This window comes from uncultured Roseovarius sp. (genome assembly GCF_913054395.1).
Classification (GTDB): domain Bacteria; phylum Pseudomonadota; class Alphaproteobacteria; order Rhodobacterales; family Rhodobacteraceae; genus Roseovarius.
In genome coordinates this window covers 1-14,928 of the sequence record NZ_CAJXIP010000085.1, presented here as the reverse complement: position 1 = coordinate 14,928, position 14,928 = coordinate 1, and the positions used below count along the sequence as shown (strand labels likewise).

General features: G+C 60.4%; 15 protein-coding genes, 1 tRNA gene and 1 pseudogene. 7 read left to right on the top strand and 10 right to left on the bottom strand.

What is annotated here, in order from left to right; all coding sequences use genetic code 11:
- From QZ522_RS12340 to cysG, 3 genes are all read right to left on the bottom strand, one after another.
- Positions 1-778, bottom strand: a 778-nt coding sequence (locus tag QZ522_RS12340; protein WP_294611819.1) for a nitrite/sulfite reductase, incomplete at its 3' end; no start/stop codon positions are given.
- 21 nt (positions 779-799) lie between these two features.
- Complete coding sequence (locus QZ522_RS12335) at positions 800-1,111, bottom strand: DUF2849 domain-containing protein (protein ID WP_294611815.1); 312 nt, start codon at positions 1,109-1,111, stop codon at positions 800-802.
- Position 1,112: 1 nt separating this feature from the next.
- Positions 1,113-2,510, bottom strand: a complete 1,398-nt coding sequence (gene cysG, locus QZ522_RS12330) for a siroheme synthase CysG (protein WP_294611812.1) — start codon at positions 2,508-2,510, stop codon at positions 1,113-1,115.
- A gap of 145 nt (positions 2,511-2,655) precedes the next feature.
- Here cysG and QZ522_RS12325 point away from each other — a divergent pair, with 145 nt between their 5' ends.
- Positions 2,656-3,117, top strand: a complete 462-nt coding sequence (locus tag QZ522_RS12325) for an Lrp/AsnC family transcriptional regulator (protein ID WP_294611810.1) — start codon at positions 2,656-2,658, stop codon at positions 3,115-3,117.
- 1 nt (position 3,118) lies between these two features.
- Here the strand turns inward: QZ522_RS12325 and tpiA are convergent, their stop codons facing one another.
- From tpiA to QZ522_RS12295, 6 genes and pseudogenes are all read right to left on the bottom strand, one after another.
- A complete protein-coding gene (gene tpiA, locus QZ522_RS12320; RefSeq protein ID WP_294611807.1) occupies positions 3,119-3,865 on the bottom strand; it encodes a triose-phosphate isomerase in 747 nt (248 codons plus the stop codon).
- Positions 3,866-3,970: 105 nt separating this feature from the next.
- A complete protein-coding gene (locus QZ522_RS12315) occupies positions 3,971-4,321 on the bottom strand; it encodes an iron-sulfur cluster assembly accessory protein (RefSeq protein WP_294611804.1) in 351 nt (116 codons plus the stop codon).
- A gap of 29 nt (positions 4,322-4,350) precedes the next feature.
- A pseudogene (locus tag QZ522_RS12310) lies at positions 4,351-4,700 on the bottom strand (iron-sulfur cluster assembly protein).
- Between the two features lie 76 nt (positions 4,701-4,776).
- Entirely contained in the window at positions 4,777-6,192 is a 1,416-nt protein-coding gene (gene rimK, locus QZ522_RS12305) for a 30S ribosomal protein S6--L-glutamate ligase (RefSeq protein WP_294611801.1), read from the bottom strand.
- Between the two features lie 113 nt (positions 6,193-6,305).
- Positions 6,306-6,587 carry a hypothetical protein gene (locus tag QZ522_RS12300; protein ID WP_294611798.1) on the bottom strand — a complete coding sequence of 94 codons (282 nt, stop codon included), beginning with the start codon at positions 6,585-6,587 and terminating at the stop codon, positions 6,306-6,308.
- Positions 6,587-7,477, bottom strand: a complete 891-nt coding sequence (locus QZ522_RS12295; RefSeq protein ID WP_294611796.1) for an SPFH domain-containing protein — start codon at positions 7,475-7,477, stop codon at positions 6,587-6,589. Before QZ522_RS12295 ends, QZ522_RS12300 begins: the two co-directional genes overlap by 1 nt.
- 127 nt (positions 7,478-7,604) lie before the next feature.
- Here QZ522_RS12295 and tgt point away from each other — a divergent pair, with 127 nt between their 5' ends.
- The gene (gene tgt, locus QZ522_RS12290; RefSeq protein WP_294611794.1) at positions 7,605-8,735 is read left to right on the top strand and encodes a tRNA guanosine(34) transglycosylase Tgt; all 1,131 of its coding nucleotides are present in this window, start codon (positions 7,605-7,607) and stop codon (positions 8,733-8,735) included.
- 66 nt (positions 8,736-8,801) lie between these two features.
- On the opposite strand, the gene QZ522_RS12285 is transcribed toward tgt, so the two are convergent.
- Positions 8,802-9,968 (bottom strand): sugar-transfer associated ATP-grasp domain-containing protein, encoded by a 1,167-nt coding sequence (locus tag QZ522_RS12285; protein ID WP_294611791.1) that lies wholly within the window; start codon positions 9,966-9,968, stop codon positions 8,802-8,804.
- Between the two features lie 337 nt (positions 9,969-10,305).
- On the opposite strand from QZ522_RS12285, the gene lon reads away from it, so the two are divergent.
- From lon to QZ522_RS12260, 5 genes are all read left to right on the top strand, one after another.
- Positions 10,306-12,717, top strand: coding sequence for an endopeptidase La (gene lon / locus QZ522_RS12280; protein ID WP_294611788.1), 2,412 nt, complete (start codon positions 10,306-10,308; stop codon positions 12,715-12,717).
- 64 nt (positions 12,718-12,781) lie between these two features.
- Complete coding sequence (locus QZ522_RS12275) at positions 12,782-13,252, top strand: hypothetical protein (protein WP_294611785.1); 471 nt, start codon at positions 12,782-12,784, stop codon at positions 13,250-13,252.
- A 225-nt stretch (positions 13,253-13,477) separates the two neighbouring features.
- Positions 13,478-13,921 (top strand): HU family DNA-binding protein, encoded by a 444-nt coding sequence (locus QZ522_RS12270; protein ID WP_294611782.1) that lies wholly within the window; start codon positions 13,478-13,480, stop codon positions 13,919-13,921.
- A 19-nt stretch (positions 13,922-13,940) separates the two neighbouring features.
- Positions 13,941-14,015, top strand: a tRNA-Val gene (locus QZ522_RS12265).
- Positions 14,016-14,184: 169 nt separating this feature from the next.
- Positions 14,185-14,928 (top strand): cation:proton antiporter (locus QZ522_RS12260; RefSeq protein ID WP_294611779.1); only part of this gene is annotated, 744 nt, incomplete at its 3' end.

Below are 14,928 nucleotides of genomic sequence, written 5' to 3'. Positions count from 1 at the left end.
CGACGCCGGTCTCGTGGACGAGGATCTTGATGCGCGCCTTGTACTTGTTGTCGCGTCGCCCGATCCGGTTATAGGTCGCAAGGATCGCCTCGAGATAGGGCAGCAGATCAGCACGCGGCAGGAACTCGCGCAGACGCTTGGCCACCATCGGCGTGCGCCCCATGCCGCCGCCGATCCAGACCTCGAAACCGCGCTCGCCGTCACGCTCGACAATGCGCAGGCCGACGTCGTGGCTTTTCATCACGGCGCGGTCGGTGTCGCTTGCGATCACGGCGATTTTGAACTTGCGCGGAAGGAACTGAAACTCGGGGTGGTCGGTCGACCATTGGCGGATCAGTTCTGCCACCGGGCGCGGGTCTTCGATCTCATCCGCGGCGGCACCGGCGAAATGATCCGAGGTCACGTTGCGGATCGTGTTGCCGCTGGTCTGGATGGCGTGCATCTCGACCTCGGCCAGGGCATCAAGCATATCCGGCACATCGCGCAGTTGCGGCCAGTTGTACTGAATATTGGTGCGGGTGGTGAAATGGCCATAGCCCTTGTCGAACCGCTCGGCCAGATAGGCGAGCTGACGCAGTTTCGCCGCATCGAGCGAACCATAGGGAATGGCGACGCGCAGCATGTAGGCGTGCAGTTGCAGGTAAAGACCGTTCATCAGGCGCAGCGGCTTGAATTCGTCCTCGGTCAGGCTTCCGTCGATACGGCGCTCGACCTGGGCGCGGAACTGGCGGTTGCGTGTCGCCACAAAAGCGGCGTCGAAGTCATTGTAATGATACATCTTATGTCTCCTGCGCGGGGCTTAGGCGTGCGCCAGGCCGTCGGCCTGTTTGCCATGAAAAAGGTTCGAGGGACCCTTGCGGCGGAAATCCTCTCGGAAGTGCGTCGGTTCGGGGCCGGTCGCGCCGGGGGTGACATCGGCCAGATAGACGCCGACGGTCAGATGGGGTTGGGCCTGGGCCTGAAGCAGACGCAGGTCGGCATCGGCCTCGTCCGTCAGAACCTCTGCCTCGGCAAGGTGCCGGGTCCAGCGGTTATCGGCGGTGAAATAAACCACATCGCCCTCGATCAGGGCATTTGCAGTGACAACTTTGGGGGTAAAGTCGCGGGCCATGTCAGGCAAGCTCCTGTTGTTTGATCTGGTTAAGGCTGACCTGAGCCGCGCGCGGGCTGAGGCCGTAAAACATAAGGGCGGGGCCGGTGATATTGGCCTCTGCCAGGGCGTTGGGAAGCATGTCGAGCGTGGTCGCAAGAATGCGCTGATCGGGGCGGCTGGCGTTCTCGATGACGGTGACCGGCGTGGTGCGCTCGGCGCCGTGCATGATCAGCCGGCCCTGAATGAAGCGCGCCGATTTCTTGCCCATGTAGATCGCGGCCACCTCGCCAGGACGGGCAAGCGTGCTCCAGTCATGATCGGCAAAGCCCTTCATGTCATGGCCGGTCAAAAGCCGCGCCGAGGCATTGCGCCCGCGTTTCGTGAGGCTTTGACCGATGGCCGCGACACTTGCCGAGGCGGCGGTGATTCCGGGCACCACATGCCATGAGATCGCGGCCTCGGTCACCGCGTCGATTTCCTCGTCAAGGCGGCCAAAGACGGTGGGGTCGCCGCCCTTGAGTCGCACGACCTGCGCCCCGGTGCGGGCGTGGGTCACGATCAATGCGTTTATCTCGTCCTGGCTCATCGAGGGGCCAAAGCCTTCTTTGCCCGCGTCAATCAGGATCGCTTCGCGGCGTGCCAGTTCAAGGATCTCGGGCGTGACAAGCCGGTCGTGGATCACCACATCGGCGGTATCAAGCGCCTTGCGCGCCTTGAGGGTCAACAATTCGGGATCGCCGGGACCGGCCCCGACAAAGGCCACATGGCCTTCGCGCTCTGGCGCGATTTCGTGTTTATCCAGAAGGTCTTGCAGCGTGGTCTTGATCTCGTCTTCACCGCCCCGCTCAAGGGCGCGGGGACCGGCGGCGAAATAGTAATCCGCCCAGAAATCACGACGCGGCCGTCCCATGGGCAGGATCTCGACCGCGCGGCGGAAGGCCTTGCCCAAGCGCGCCAATGTGCCAAGGCTCGCCGGCAGGCGCTCTTCCAGATCGGCCTTGATGGCACGGGCAAGAACGGGCGCGGCGCCTTCGGTCCCAATCGCAACCGTGACCGGGTCACGATCGACGATCGCGGGGGTGATGAACTGGCTGTCGCCAAGATTGTCGACGATATTCACCAGGGCCCCATCGGCCTTTGCGATGGCGGCGGTGCGGGCATCTTCGGCCCGGTCTTCGTCGGCGGCGTAAAACAGCGTGGCGCAGAGCGCATCGCCCGGCCCCATCGCGCGGCGGATCAGGCGCAGGCGACCCTCGGCGGCCCAGCTTTCGATCTCTGGCGCGGGCGCAGAGGCGAAGACGGTAAGGTGGGCCTTGGTCTTGAGAAGCAGGCGCAGTTTGGCCAAGGCTGCATCGCCGCCGCCCGACAGGACGATGCGGCGGCCCTCTACGGCCAGGAAGATCGGGAAATGCTTCATCGGGGCTCGCCTCGGATTGGTTTGACTTCGTCCTCAATATAGGAAATATTCCCACATATGCGCCATATGTGGGCATCAATAAGAACATTCGTTCCTTCTTGCGATGGCTTTGGGTGGGATGTTCCAACGTTGAAGGAAAATTGGAATGGCTGTTCGTCTGGACGAGTTGGATCGAAAAATCCTTGTACAGCTACAACAGGACGGGGGGCAGTCGCTCGACGATATTGCCAAGAATATCGGCAGTTCCAAGACCCCGGTATGGAACCGGATTCGCAAGATGCGCGAGGCCGGGGTGATCAAGCAGCAGACCTATCTGCTCGATGCAGAGTCATTGGGGTTCGAGGCCTGTTTCTTTGTACTGATCCGCACCTCGGAGCATGATGCGACCTGGCAAAAGGCGTTTCTCAAGGCGTTGAATGATCGCCCCGAAGTGCAGGAAGCACACCGTCTGGCCGGCGATATCGACTATATCCTCAAGGTGCGGGTCGCCAATGCGCGCGCCTATGACGTCTTCTATCAGGCGCTGATTTCAGAGGTGAAGGTGCACAATGTTACCGCGCTTTTGTCGATGGAAGAGATCAAGTCGACCACCATGTTGCCGCTTTAACTCAAGCTTCCAATGCCCTGATAATAGGGGAGAAGTCTGAGGATTTCAGGCTTGCCCCGCCGACCAGTGCGCCATCGACATTCGAGGTGGCGAAAATCTCGGCGGCATTGCCCGGCTTGACCGAACCGCCATAGAGCAGGCGGAAATCCTGAGCCGCTTGCGCGCCAAAGCGTTCGCCAAGAAGCGAGCGGATGAAATCATGCACCTCACCGATTTGCGCCAGCGTGGGCGTCAGGCCGCTGCCGATGGCCCAGATTGGCTCGTATGCGAGCACCGTATTGGCCCCCGTGGCGCCATCAGGAAGCGAGCCGGCCAGTTGTTCGGCGATGACGTCAAGGGTATGGGCGCCTTCGCGCTGTGCCAGGGATTCGCCGAGACAGACCACTGCGATCAGCCCCGCAGCATGGGCCGCCATGGCCTTTTGGGCCACCATATCACTGGTTTCATTGTGGTTTTCGCGACGCTCCGAATGTCCGAGGATCACCGCGCCAGCCCCCGCATCGGCCAGCATAGGGGCCGATAAATCGCCGGTATGCGCGCCCGAGGGCGCGGCGTGACAATCCTGTGCGCCGATCATGATGGGGCTTTTCGAACAGATTCCCGCAGCCTGCGCAATCAGGGTCGCGGGGGGGCAGATCAGGATATCGACAGAGGGCGCGGCATGGCCTGAAACAAGCGACTTTACCTCGGCAAGGCTGGCGGTGGTGCCGTTCATCTTCCAGTTGCCTGCGGCGAGTTTGCGTTTCATGAGCATGCCCCTCTTGTTGACGCTAGCCTTGTCCTCCGGCAGGGCCAAAAATGCAAGAGCCAGAGGGGGTTGGAGCCGATATAGCGGGGGGCTGTGGTTGGTGGCCTACATGCCCGCGAACTTGATGGATTCACCACAGCCGCAGGCCTCGGTGACATTCGGGTTGTTGAACTTGAACCCGGATTCCAGCAGCGATACCTCATAATCAATCTGGGTGCCGAACAGGAACATCTGCGCCATCGGCGCAATCATCACGCGCGCGCCGTCAACCTCGACCACCTCGTCATGCGGGTCAACCTCGGTGACGTATTCCATGGTATATTCCATGCCCGCGCAGCCGCCTTTCTTGACGCCAATACGCAGTCCCTGATGGCCGTCACGGCCCATCAGTTTTGCAATTTGCGCAGCGGCGGCCGGGGTGATGGTCACGGCCTGTTTTCCGGGGATGCCAAACATGAGGTTTGCCTTCCAATCCGTTGGTTTGATTACATGAAGCCAAGTTCAAGCCGGGCTTCGTCGCTCATCATATCCATGCCCCAGGGCGGTTCCCATACAAGGTGGACATCGACTTGCTTGATGCCGGCAAGCGGCTCGATTGCCTCGGCGACCCAGCCGCCACAGGACAGCCGGGCGCGGTCAGGGTCATGGTGATGTTGACGGCGTTTTCACCGTCAATATCAATCGTATAGATCAGACCGAGATCAAAGATATTGACCGGAATTTCCGGATCATAGACCGAGCGGCAGGCCTCAACCACCTGGTCATAGAGTGGGTGGTCGGTGCTGGAGGGCGCAATCAGGGGCGCGCCTTCGAGGGGTTCGGGGCTATTGTTCATCATCTTGTCCTGCCGGTTATCCTGACCAAACATATAGGATTTATAAAGCGCTTCGTCCAGAGGCGCGCGCGGCCGATCAGTCTTCGGCGGTTTTGCTGGATTTACGACGCCGTACCGGGGCGGGGCGCACGCGCGATTCAATCATGTCATAAAGCGCGCCGACGATATCCTTGCCGGTCGAACTTTCGATTCCTTCAAAGCCGGGGGAAGAGTTGACCTCAAGCACCTTGGGCCCGGATTCAGAGCGCAACAGATCGACACCGGCCATGTTGAGGTCGAACACCTTGGCCGCCCGGATCGCGGTGTCGCGCTCGATCTTGGTGATCCGCACCGCCTTGGCCGAGCCGCCACGATGCAGGTTCGAGCGGAAGTCGCCCTCGGCGCCGGTGCGTTTCATCGCGCCCACGACCTTGCCGCCGATCACCAGACAGCGGATATCTTCGCCCGCGGCCTCTTTGACGAAATCCTGCACCAGAAAGTTGGCCTTGAGGCCGCGAAACGCGTCGATCACCGATTCAGCAGCCTTCTTGGTCTCGGCCAGAACCACGCCTTTTCCTTGCGTCGATTCCAGCAGCTTGACGATAAGCGGCGCGGTGCCGACAAGCCCCATCAGGTTCGATGTGTCATGCGGCGAGGCGGCGAATGCGGTGTTGGGCATGCCGATCTTGGCGCGCGCCATAAGCTGATGGGCATAAAGCTTGTCGCGGCTAGAGGTGATGCCGGCGCTGGAATTCACGCAATAGGTGCCTATGGTTTCAAACTGCCGGATGATGGCGGTGCCATAGGGCGTGATCGAGGCGCCGATGCGCGGCACCACGGCATCGAACCGGGGCAGGCGCTTGCCGTCGTAATGCACCTCGGGGGCCATGGCATTGATCGCCATGTAACAGCGGGTCGTGTTGATGACTTCGACGGTATGACCGCGCGCCTCGCCTTCGGCGACAAGACGGCGGGTCGAATAATTGTCCTCGCGGCTCAGAACGGCGATGCGCAGGGCGCGCTTGGGCTGTTCGTTGCGCATGCGGGCCGAGTGATAGACGTCATAGCTAAGTTCGGGTTGAAGGAACCGGTCGGTGGCGACGATCGAGATGTGATCCTTGAGTGCCTGACGCCCAAGCAACATCCGGCTTGCCATGGTCGAGCGGTTGGTCAGGGTAATCTCGATCGGCCAGCTGTCGCCACCCACGGTAAGCTGCGACGAGATCACATAGCGCAACTCGCGCTCGCCGTTCGACGAGGTCACATCGCGGCGGTCGATGATGCTGGCAGAGCAGGGAATCACAAGGTCGTCACGTCCCGGAATCGGGTGGACCGTGAAGCGGACCTTGGGTTTGGACACCGGGCCAAAGGTTTCAATATCGAAGGCATGAAGCGCCGACGTGCGCGCGCCGGTATCGACCTTGGCCTTGAGGGCGGGCACGCCCAGGCCGGGCAGGGCAACCCATTCTTCCCACCCGAATTGCAGCGGCTGCGGGGTGTCGGGGGTGGTCATGCGGGGGAACTCCTTGGCAAGGTCATGGGGCGTGATGTGCTGGATGTTACGCCTTTGGGCGCCCAGTCACATCATGGTTGGGGAGGAATTTCAAGCGCGCCCTTCTGGCGAAGTTAGTCGTTGATGTCGGTCTTGATCCTGCGGGCATCGCCGCCCGGTGCGCGGAAAAACCGGCGCAGCAACAGCCATGCCACAAGCGACAGCACCGCGAAGATTGCAAGCAGCGCCGCAAAACCCGGCGCGAGCGGGCCAAGCAACAAAAGCCCGACAAGCGCCGCGCCGATGGCAAAGCCCAGAAAGATGAACCCCGGCGCGATCACCTCGAGGATGCCAAGCGCAAGGGCGGCGGCAAACCAGACCCACCAGAGCGACCAGATCGCAACCCCGCCCAGCATCATGCTTTGCCTTTCAGCATCTTGAAAGCGTCGCCAAAGGCTTCAAGCGCGTTGGCGGGCACAAGGATGGTCGAGGAGGACGGGCTTGCGCCAAGCGCATTGAGCGCCTCGACCTGTTTCAGCGCGACCTGATATTGCGCGGCCTCGACCCCGTTCTCGGCGATGGCCTTGGCGACAACGCTGGTGGCATAGGCCTCGGCATCGGCGGTGATGCGGCGGGCCTTGGCGATCTGCTCGGCGGCATAAAGCTCGGCGTCGGCATTGAGTTCGACGGCGCGTTTGGCTCCCTCGGCCTCTGTCACCTGCGCGCGGCGGGCGCGTTCGGCGTTGAGTTGTTGCATCATTGCGTCGCGGGTGGCCTGATCAAGGTTCACGTCAAGGAGTTCGGCGCGCGTTACCTCGATGCCCCAGTCATCCACTGCGCTTTCGACCAATTGCTTGATGGTGCCGATCATCTCGTTGCGGTTTGATTGCACCTCGTCGAGGTCCATTCTGCCGATCTCGGCGCGCACGATGCCCGCGACGGTGGTGGCGATGGCGGCATCGACGTCGCGGATCCGGTAGACAGTCTTTTCTGGCTCGGTGATGCGGTAGAAGACCGAGGTGTCGATCTGCACCAGCACGTTGTCCTTGGTGATGGCATCCTGGCTGGCGGTCGGCAGTTGGCGTTCAAGGATCGAGATGCGATGTGCGGCCTTGTCGAGGAAGGGCACGATCATGTTGATGCCGGGCTTGAGAACCGCATGCAGGCGGCCAAAACGCTCGATCACGAATTGTTCGGATTGCGGAACGATTTTGACGCTGCGCAGCACGGTGATGATGATCAGCGCGGCCACCAGGACGTACAGCAGGTTGGACGACAGCAGTTCCATGATCTGATCTTCTAACATTTTTGTCCCTCAAAAAGTCACGCGAACTGCCGCAAATGGCACTTTTGCAAGATGCGGCCCTTTTGGTCATTTTACAAGCTGGGGTAAATCGCTTTAAGGGGGGATAAAAGCAAATAGGGGTCAAATTATGACAGCGCGGATCAGTTTCGACTTGCAGGCCAGCGACGGGCTTGCGCGCACCGGGGTGATCTCCACGCCGCGCGGCGAGATCCGCACACCCGCCTTCATGCCGGTGGGCACGGCGGCGACCGTCAAGGCGATGATGCCGGAAAGCGTGCGTGCGACGGGGGCCGATATCCTCTTGGGCAATACCTATCATCTCATGCTGCGCCCCGGTGCCGAGCGGATTGACCGGCTTGGCGGCTTGCACAGGTTCATGAACTGGGACCGTCCCATTCTGACAGATTCGGGCGGCTTTCAGGTGATGAGCCTTGCTGGCCTGCGCAAGCTGACCGAGCAGGGTGTGACCTTCAAAAGCCATATCGACGGCTCCAGGCACGAATTGACGCCCGAACGCTCGATGGAGATCCAAAAGCTGTTGGGCAGCGACATCGTCATGTGCTTTGACGAATGTCCGGCGCTTCCGGCCACGGAAAAGGCCGTCGCTGAAAGCATGCGCCTTAGCATGCGGTGGGCGCAGCGGTCAAAGGACGCTTTTGGCGACCGGCCCGGTCATGCGCTGTTCGGGATCATGCAGGGCGGGGTGACGCCCGAGTTGCGCGAGGAAAGCGCCGAGGCCCTCAGGGCGATCGGCTTTGACGGCTATGCGGTCGGCGGGCTTGCCGTCGGCGAGGGGCAGGAAGCGATGTTCGGCGTGCTTGATTACGCGCCCGGATTTTTGCCGCAGGACAAGCCGCGCTACCTTATGGGGGTGGGCAAGCCCGACGATATTGTCGGCGCGGTCAAGCGCGGCATCGACATGATGGATTGCGTGCTGCCGTCCCGCTCGGGGCGCACGGGCCAGGTATTTACCCGCCGGGGCGTCCTCAACATCAAGAACGCGCGCCATCAGGACGACCCGCGCCCGCTTGACGAGGCATGCGGGTGTCCGGCGTGCCGCAACTATTCGCGCGCCTATCTGCATCATGTGTTCCGCAGCCAGGAAATCATTAGCTCGATGTTGCTGACCTGGCATAACCTGCATTACTTTCAGGACATCATGGCGGGCATGCGCGATGCCATTGCCAACGCGCGATTTGCCGAGTGGGAGGCCGGCTTTCACGCCGGGCGCGCCGAGGGCGATATCGAGCCGCTCTAGCGGTTGGCCGCGCAACATCTGAAGGCCCTGTCCCGAACGATCCCGACGCCCCGAAAGGCACGTGCCCTATTTGCGCCCGAAGAACGGAAGCCTGCGTTTGGCGGGGGCGCTGAACGACCAGCCGTGGGATTGGAAGAAGTCGCGCACCTGCGGGGTGAGCATGCCGCGGCGGCTGACGTATTGCGGCAGATCAAAACCGCCGCCATAGTTCAGCTCGACGATCACGGGGCCATCCGGGGTGATGGCGATGTCGGTCGACTGATAGCGGATCGGCGCGAAGACGCGGGCGGCCTCGGCGTTGATCTCCACAAGCTTGTCCCAATGCGGCAGGGTCAGGGCGTTGAGGCCCGGCGCGGCGGGATGATCCTCGTGCAGGGTGACCTCGGGCGCGGCGCGCTCGGCGATATTGAGGATCTTGCCGGTGGCGACATCCACCTCGCAGGCCAGGTTGCCGGGGCGCCAGAAGGCATCGGCGATGTTGTCGCCCTGTGGCAGCTTGATGACGGCCAGCGGGCAATAGACCCCGTTGTCGGTTACCATGTTGACCATGCGCACCGTGGCCAGGGCAGAGGCATAACGCGCAATCTCGGGATGGTTTGCCAGATTGCGTTGCAGCACATAGGCATTGCCCCCCACGAAATTGGTCATGAAGGTGTCATAGGTCATCGGCGCGTGACCCGAGCAGATCAGATGTGTGGCATCGGCGGATTCGACCCGGAAGGCGCCAAAGCTGACCATGCCGTCTACGATCTTGCCGAACAGCCCGCCCTCGATGTTCGCAACGACCATGTCGCGAAGCTGGTCCGGGGTGCTGATCTTGACCAGTCCGGGATAGCTGCGCGGCGAAGTGTCGATCACGGCCAGGGCATCGGGCACCGGAACGCCACCGGCAGACAGCAGTGTGCTGGCAAGTACCTTGTCTTCGGCAACCGTTGCCCAGCCGCGGTTGTTGCAGATATGGGTCATGGGCCAGTGCAGGTCATTCGAGATATAGGCCGCGCGTTGTTCGTCGGTGAAATCGTCATGGCGAAACAGGCCGTGACGGATATATTCGACCATGTTCAGCCGACTATGGGATTTCGCCATCCGGCGGAATTCGCGATGAATTTGCAGAACCGAGCGGCCACTGTTACGGGCGGCGTAAACCAACAGGTCCTGATATGAGGTGTCGCGCACCGAGTAGTAGTTTGCCTCGTCGAGCTCGGCGGCGGAAATGTTGGTCTGGACGTTCATGGTAATGTTCCACTCGTGGAGGATGTGCAAAACTGTTTGCTTTTCGGAAACAATACTGGTCAGGAAATATGGTGAAATTTTGGCGAAACCTTTGAGGAAACCGGGATTTTGGCAGTCAGAGACCCTTTGGTGGGTCAAAAGTTGCCAGAACGCAGGGGGATTTGCGCGAAATTCGGCGGGTTTGATGCTTGTAGTCGGGCGATGCGCAAGGCATTGTTACGGGCAAAGCGGTTGAAATGGGGTCGGTCGCGCCCCAATTACCACCCTAGAAACGGAGAGGATCGTGGCTGCTGAATGATCGGGGCCGGTATCCTCTTGCCAAGAACAGGAAATGAGCATGCAAGACCCCCTAAACGCCTCGTACCCGGTGCTGCCGCTGCGTGATATCGTGGTTTTCCCGCATATGATCGTACCGCTTTTCGTGGGACGCGAGAAATCTGTCCGCGCGCTGGAAGAGGTGATGCAGGACGACAAACAAATCCTTCTGAGCAGCCAGATCGACCCCGGCATTGATGACCCGGACGAAGCCGGTATTTACCGTGCCGGTGTGCTGGCCAATGTGCTTCAGCTGCTGAAGCTGCCCGATGGCACCGTCAAGGTGCTTGTCGAGGGCGTGGCGCGGGTGCGGATCACCGAATACCTTGAGAATGAAGATTTCTTCGAGGCGCGCGCCGAGTATATGACCGAGATGCCGGGCGATGCCACAACCATCGAGGCGCTGTTGCGCACGGTGGGCGATGAATTCGCGCGCTATGCCAAGGTCAAGAAAAACATCCCCGACGAGGCGCTTGCTGCCGTCACCGAATCCGAAGAGCCCGCGAAGCTGGCCGATCTGGTGGCCGGGCACCTTGGTATCGAGGTCGACAAGAAGCAGGATCTGCTTGAAACCCTGAGCGTGAGCGAACGGCTTGAAAAGGTCTATGGGCTGATGCAGGGCGAAATGAGCGTCCTGCAGGTCGAGAAAAAGATCAAGACCCGCGTCAAATCCCAGATGGAGCGCACACAGCGCGAATATTACCTGAATGAGCAGATGAAGGCCATTCAGAAGGAATTGGGCGATGGCGAAGAGGGCGAAGGCGAAGTGGCCGAGCTTGAGGCGAAAATCGCCGAGGCCAAGCTGAGCAAAGAGGCGCGCGAAAAGGCCGAAGCCGAGCTCAAGAAGCTCAAGAACATGAGCCCGATGAGCGCCGAGGCGACGGTTGTGCGCAACTATCTCGATTGGATGCTGTCGATCCCGTGGGGCGTGAAGAGCCGGGTCAAGAAAGACCTGGGCCGCGCGCAGAACGTGCTTGATGCCGATCACTATGGTCTGGACAAGGTCAAGGAGCGGATCGTCGAATACCTTGCGGTGCAGCAGCGCAGCAAAAAGCTGAAGGGGCCGATCATGTGCCTTGTCGGCCCGCCGGGTGTGGGCAAGACAAGCCTTGGCAAGTCGGTTGCGCGGGCCACCGGGCGCGAATTCATCCGCATTTCGCTTGGCGGCGTGCGTGACGAGTCCGAAATTCGCGGTCACCGCCGGACCTATATCGGCTCGATGCCGGGCAAGATCATTCAGGCGCTGAAAAAGGCCAAGACGACAAATCCTCTTATCCTTCTGGATGAGATCGACAAGATGGGGCAGGATTTCCGCGGAGATCCGGCATCGGCGATGCTTGAGGTGCTCGATCCCGAGCAGAACAGCAGCTTTGTCGACCACTATCTTGAGGTCGAATATGACCTGTCAAACGTCATGTTCCTGACCACGGCGAACTCTTACAACATGCCGGGGCCGCTTCTGGACCGGATGGAGATCATTCCGCTGGCGGGCTATACCGAGGATGAAAAGCGCGAGATCGCAAAGCAGCACCTGATCGACAAACAGGTCAAGAATAACGGCCTGCGCAAGGGTGAGTTCGAGCTGACCGATGAGGCGCTCACCGATATGGTGCGCTATTACACCCGCGAGGCGGGGGTGCGGAACCTTGAGCGCGAAATCGCCAAGGTGGCGCGCAAGGCCGTGACCCGGATCATCAAGGGCGAAGACAAGCAGATCAGGGTCACCTCTGAGAACCTCAGCGATTTCCTTGGTGTCAGAAAGTACAAATACGGTCTGGCCGAGGAAAGCGATCAGGTGGGTGTTGTCACCGGGCTTGCCTATACCTCGGTCGGCGGTGAGCTTTTGAACATCGAGGCGCTGCGCCTGCCGGGCAAGGGCCGGATGAAAACCACCGGCACGCTTGGCGACGTGATGAAGGAATCGATTGATGCGGCATCAAGCTATGTCCGCTCGATTGCGCCTGAAATCGGGGTCAAGCCGCCCAGGTTCGAAAAGTGGGATATCCACGTGCACGTGCCCGAAGGCGCGACGCCGAAAGATGGCCCGAGTGCCGGGCTCGCCATGGTCACCTCGATCGTGTCGGTCCTGACCGGTATCCCGGTGCGCAAGGACATCGCGATGACCGGTGAGGTTACGTTGCGTGGTAATGCGCTTCCGATCGGGGGGCTGAAAGAAAAGCTTCTGGCGGCGCTGCGTGGTGGTATCAAGACCGTGCTTATCCCGCGCGAGAACGAGAAGGACCTGGTCGAGATCCCTGACAATGTCAAAGAGGGTCTCGATATTATCCCGGTCGATCATGTGCGCGATGTTCTCAAGCTGGCGCTCGTGCGTGAGCCCGAGCCAGTCGAATGGGACGAGGCCGCCGAAGAGGCCGCCGCCACCGAGGCCACAATGGCCAAGGGCGGCGGGGGCGCAGGCGCCACCGCACATTAAACAGCAGATAAGAAAGCCCCGGTTTTTACCGGGGCTTTTTCTTGTTCCGAAGTGGAGTTTCAGTATGAGTGAAGAGCAGGTTTTTTCCGTGCGGCGGCGGCTGGTCATGGCGCTCGGTCTGGGGTGTATGACTTTGGGCGTTCTTGGCAGTGTTGTCTTTTTGCTGTCAGGGCCGCCCTATGAGCGCAAAGTGTTCTGGTCCGCTTTTATCATGATCGGTCTCGCGATCTATTGCATCAAGTCGGTTCGAAATGTGCATGAAATCTGGATTGATTCCGAGGGCATGCGGTTTCTGCCGGTCGGCGCGCAGCTGTTGTTTTCGCAGATAGAGAGCATCGAGATCCCCGGTTGGATGGACAGGCATGACACGCCGCCGCGACCCTTGGGGGCGCTACGTCTCAAGATCAACCATGACGGAGGACGGATCGTTCCCGGTGCCTTCTGGCACTGGAAAGGGCTTGGCGCCGTCTATCTTTACGGCTGTGACAGCGACGCCATCCTCGTCCTTCTGAAAGAGCGTATCGCACGCCTTTGAAGGCGCTCGGTCAGGACGCTCAGCAATGCAAGGTCGCTTTGGCAGATGGGCTCAGATGGTTTCGTGCGAAATTTGCGGTGGCAATGGGCTTTGACGTCTTGGCCCCCGGTTTGAAAAATCGCTTGTGATATTTCCCCGTCAAAACGCCGTTTCGTCAACTGTCGCTGGTAATTTCACGCCTCGCGCGCTAGATTGTTTCCATAAAACAAATAATTGAGGCATCAAATGAGCACGCGACGCAGCACATCGGCCAGCCGCAAAGCCACGCCTAAGGACGCCACCACGGCGGCCCCGTCGAAACGGAATGCAGCAGAGAGTATCAAACCGGTGGTCGTCACCGAAAACCCGGTCGTTGACGCTGGCCCGGAGCTTAGGAAGCAAGAGCTTTTAGACAAGGTGGTTACCCGCGCAGAGGTCAAAAAGAAACTGGCCAAACCGGTGGTCGAAGCCGTGCTCGAAATCCTGGGCGAGGCCCTGGCCGAAGGGCGCGAGATGAACCTGAAACCGCTCGGCAAGGTCAAGCTGAACCGGATCAGGGACATGGCCCACGCGCGGGTGATCGTTACCAAGATCCGCCAGTCAAAAACCGGCGGGGCGAATGTGGTCTCGGCGCTGGACGGCGATGATGATACAGGCGTGAAAGATCAGGTTGCACCGGGCGCGGACTGACGCTAATAACCCCCACGGCGGGTGATTAGCTCAGTGGTAGAGCGCTTCGTTCACATCGAAGATGTCAGGGGTTCAAATCCCTTATCACCCACCATTCCAACCCTTTGATACCGACGCTTTGGTGCTGGCCGGACGCGCATCGATGCCGATTGTCATGCGATTGGACCATTTGCCTGTGCGGGCGGCGGGAAATGGCGCATGTGGGGGCGCGTGCCCCGATAAGCGTGATTTCACAGCGATGATTTTTCATCTATTTCAGTGATATGGATATTGTTCTTGTCACCACGATCATTGCATCGCTTTTTCTGGTCATAGCGGCGGCGGACCCGTTGGCTGCCTATTTGCGCCTTCCCTATAGCGTTATCCTGGCCTGTCTGGGGATGTTGATCGGCGTGGCGGCGATTTTCTTTTTGCGCACCGAATTGACCGATGCGCTTAATCCGGTGGCCGAGGCGATTCTGGCATTGCCGATCCGCTCGAACGTGTTTTTGTACGTGTTCCTGCCGACGCTGCTGTTTCAGGTTACGCTAGGGGTCAATCCGCGCCGGATGCTGGATGACTGGGTGCCGATCCTTGTGCTGGCGGTGGTTGCTGTCGTGGTGGCGACGCTGGCGGTCGGCTATGCGCTTTCCGCGGCGAGCACGTTGCCGATTGCGGCCTGTCTTTTGATCGGTGCGATTGTCAGCACCACGGACCCTTCGGCGGTGGTCGGCATTTTCCGCTCGATCTCGGCACCGCGACGCTTGTCGCGGATCATCGAGGGCGAAAGCCTTTTGAATGACGCGGCGGCGATTGCGCTTTTCGGGCTGTTCATGGGGTTCGTGCGTCTTGGCATGCCTGACCCGACCCTGAGCGATGCCTTTGCGCAGTTTCCGATACTGATTGCGGGCGGCGCCCTTGTGGGCTGGCTGGCGGCGCGGATCGCGGTCTGGGTGATGGCGTTTTTCGCGCGCTTTGAGCTGGCGTTGATCTCGGTTTCGGTGGCCTTGCCTTATCTCGCCTATATC

Bases quoted from the DNA above. Each gene is read 5' to 3' on its own strand.
- QZ522_RS12285 (WP_294611791.1), bottom strand. From the start codon at position 9,968: ATGAACGTCCAGACCAACATTTCCGCCGCCGAGCTCGACGAGGCAAAC.
- rimK (WP_294611801.1), bottom strand. From the start codon at position 6,192: ATGACCACCCCCGACACCCCGCAGCCGCTGCAATTCGGGTGGGAAGAA.
- QZ522_RS12270 (WP_294611782.1), top strand. From the start codon at position 13,478: ATGAGCACGCGACGCAGCACATCGGCCAGCCGCAAAGCCACGCCTAAG.
- QZ522_RS12295 (WP_294611796.1), bottom strand. From the start codon at position 7,477: ATGTTAGAAGATCAGATCATGGAACTGCTGTCGTCCAACCTGCTGTAC.
- QZ522_RS12275 (WP_294611785.1), top strand. From the start codon at position 12,782: ATGAGTGAAGAGCAGGTTTTTTCCGTGCGGCGGCGGCTGGTCATGGCG.
- QZ522_RS12325 (WP_294611810.1), top strand. From the start codon at position 2,656: ATGGCTGTTCGTCTGGACGAGTTGGATCGAAAAATCCTTGTACAGCTA.
- lon (WP_294611788.1), top strand. From the start codon at position 10,306: ATGCAAGACCCCCTAAACGCCTCGTACCCGGTGCTGCCGCTGCGTGAT.
- QZ522_RS12300 (WP_294611798.1), bottom strand. From the start codon at position 6,587: ATGCTGGGCGGGGTTGCGATCTGGTCGCTCTGGTGGGTCTGGTTTGCC.
- tgt (WP_294611794.1), top strand. From the start codon at position 7,605: ATGACAGCGCGGATCAGTTTCGACTTGCAGGCCAGCGACGGGCTTGCG.
- cysG (WP_294611812.1), bottom strand. From the start codon at position 2,510: ATGAAGCATTTCCCGATCTTCCTGGCCGTAGAGGGCCGCCGCATCGTC.
- tpiA (WP_294611807.1), bottom strand. From the start codon at position 3,865: ATGAAACGCAAACTCGCCGCAGGCAACTGGAAGATGAACGGCACCACC.
- QZ522_RS12315 (WP_294611804.1), bottom strand. From the start codon at position 4,321: ATGTTTGGCATCCCCGGAAAACAGGCCGTGACCATCACCCCGGCCGCC.
- QZ522_RS12335 (WP_294611815.1), bottom strand. From the start codon at position 1,111: ATGGCCCGCGACTTTACCCCCAAAGTTGTCACTGCAAATGCCCTGATC.